This window comes from Streptomyces spongiae, assembly GCF_009377185.1.
GTDB classification, from domain to species: Bacteria; Actinomycetota; Actinomycetes; order Streptomycetales; family Streptomycetaceae; genus Streptomyces; species Streptomyces spongiae.
Genome location: NZ_VJZC01001004.1, coordinates 1 through 1775, shown reverse-complemented (window position 1 = coordinate 1775; position 1775 = coordinate 1). Strand labels below are relative to the sequence as shown.

The window sequence follows — 1775 nt, the reverse complement described above, 5'->3', positions numbered from 1 at the left end:
GGCCGGAACCGTACGGTTCCGGCCACCCCGGCGGCTTTGGTACGGGGCGCTACGCGCCCCGAAGGGGCGCGGGGAACTGCGCGACCAGCCACGGCGGAGCAGCAGCCGACGTAGAACCGCACCCCTGCGGCGCTGACTCGCTACTCCCTGCGGAGCGACGGCTTCAGGTCCTTCAGACGGCCCAGCAGACCGTTCACGAACGCCGGCGACTCATCCGTCGAGAACTCCTTCGCCAGCTGCACCATCTCGTCCAGCACCACGGCATCCGGAGTCTCGTCGACCCAGATCAGCTCGTACGCACCGAGACGCAGGATGTTGCGATCCACGACCGGCATCCTGTCGAGCGTCCACCCAACGGCGTACTGCGCGATCAGCTCGTCGATCCGCTGCGCGCGCTTCGCGTAGCCCTCGACCAGCTCCATCGTGTACTCGCTGACCGGCGGCTGGCGCGGGTCGGTCCGGCTGTGCCGGACCCAGTCCGCGAGGACCGTCAGGACGTCGGCCCCGCGCTGGTCGCCCTCGAAGAGGATCTGGAAGGCACGCTTGCGGGCCGTGTTACGGGCAGCCACGGTTAGCTGTTCACCCGGCCGAGGTAGTCGCTGCTGCGGGTGTCGACCTTGATCTTCTCACCGGTGGTGATGAAGAGCGGGACCTGGATCTGGTGGCCGGTCTCCAGCGTGGCGGGCTTGGTGCCACCGGTGGAGCGGTCGCCCTGGACGCCCGGCTCGGTCTCCTGGATGGTGAGCTCGACGGCGGCGGGCAGCTCGACGAAGAGCACCTCACCCTCGTGCTGGGCGACGGTGGCCTCGAAGCCCTCGATGAGGAAGTTCGCGGCGTCGCCCACGACCTTGCGGTCGATGTGGAGCTGGTCGTAGGTCTCCATGTCCATGAAGACGAAGTAGTCGCCGTCCATGTAGGAGAACTGCATGTCGCGCTTGTCGACAGTGGCCGTTTCGACCTTGACGCCGGCGTTGAACGTCTTGTCGACGACCTTGCCGGAGAGCACGTTCTTGAGCTTGGTGCGCACGAAGGCCGGGCCCTTGCCGGGCTTGACGTGCTGGAACTCGACGACTGACCAGAGCTGGCCGCCGTCGAGCTTGAGCACCAGGCCGTTCTTGAGGTCGTTCGTGGAAGCCACGGTTGCGGAATCTCCTGGACTGACGTGACGACCAGAAGACACGCGCGAGCGGCGCCGGGGAAGTGCGGGTGCGTTCCTGCGTCGTCCGGTGCGGCGAGAGTGCGTGCCGGGCGGCGTGGGGACGTGCCTGAACTTCCCTGGTGTCGCTAGAGCGCGAGCAGCTCCTTGGTCGTGATGGTGAGTAGCTCGGGTCCGCCGTCCGCCTCGGGGCGGACGACGAGCGTGTCATCGATCCGGACGCCGCCCCTGCCCGGGAGGTGGACCCCCGGTTCGACGGTGACCGGCACGCAGGCGTCCAGTTTACCCATGGCTGTGGGAGCCAACTGCGGGTCCTCATCGATTTCGAGCCCGACACCGTGTCCCATCAGCGGTGCGAGACCTTCCGTGTACCCCGCGGAGTCCAGCACCTGGCGGGCCGCGCGGTCCACTTCACGGTAGGCCGCACCGGGTGCCAGCATCTCACGTCCGGCCCGCTGGGCGGCGAAGACCAGGTCGTACAGCTCGATCTGCCAGTCGGCGGGAGACGTGCCGATGACGAAGGTGCGGCCGATCTCGCAGCGGTAGCCGCGGTACGTCGCGCCCAGGCAGACGGAGAGGAAGTCGCCCTCCTCGACACGGCGGTCGGTGGGGCGGTGGC

General features: G+C 68.1%; 3 protein-coding genes. All 3 read right to left on the bottom strand.

Annotated features, from left to right (window positions below):
• Window positions 1–140: 140 nt before the first annotated feature.
• Window positions 141–569, bottom strand: a complete 429-nt coding sequence (nusB, locus tag FNH08_RS49605; RefSeq protein WP_322726662.1) for a transcription antitermination factor NusB — start codon at window positions 567–569, stop codon at window positions 141–143.
• Window positions 570–571: 2 nt separating this feature from the next.
• Window positions 572–1138 carry an elongation factor P gene (efp, locus tag FNH08_RS49600; protein ID WP_322726661.1) on the bottom strand — a complete coding sequence of 189 codons (567 nt, stop codon included), beginning with the start codon at window positions 1136–1138 and terminating at the stop codon, window positions 572–574.
• A 146-nt stretch (window positions 1139–1284) separates the two neighbouring features.
• Window positions 1285–1775 (bottom strand): M24 family metallopeptidase (locus FNH08_RS49595; protein ID WP_152778554.1); only part of this gene is annotated, 491 nt, incomplete at its 5' end.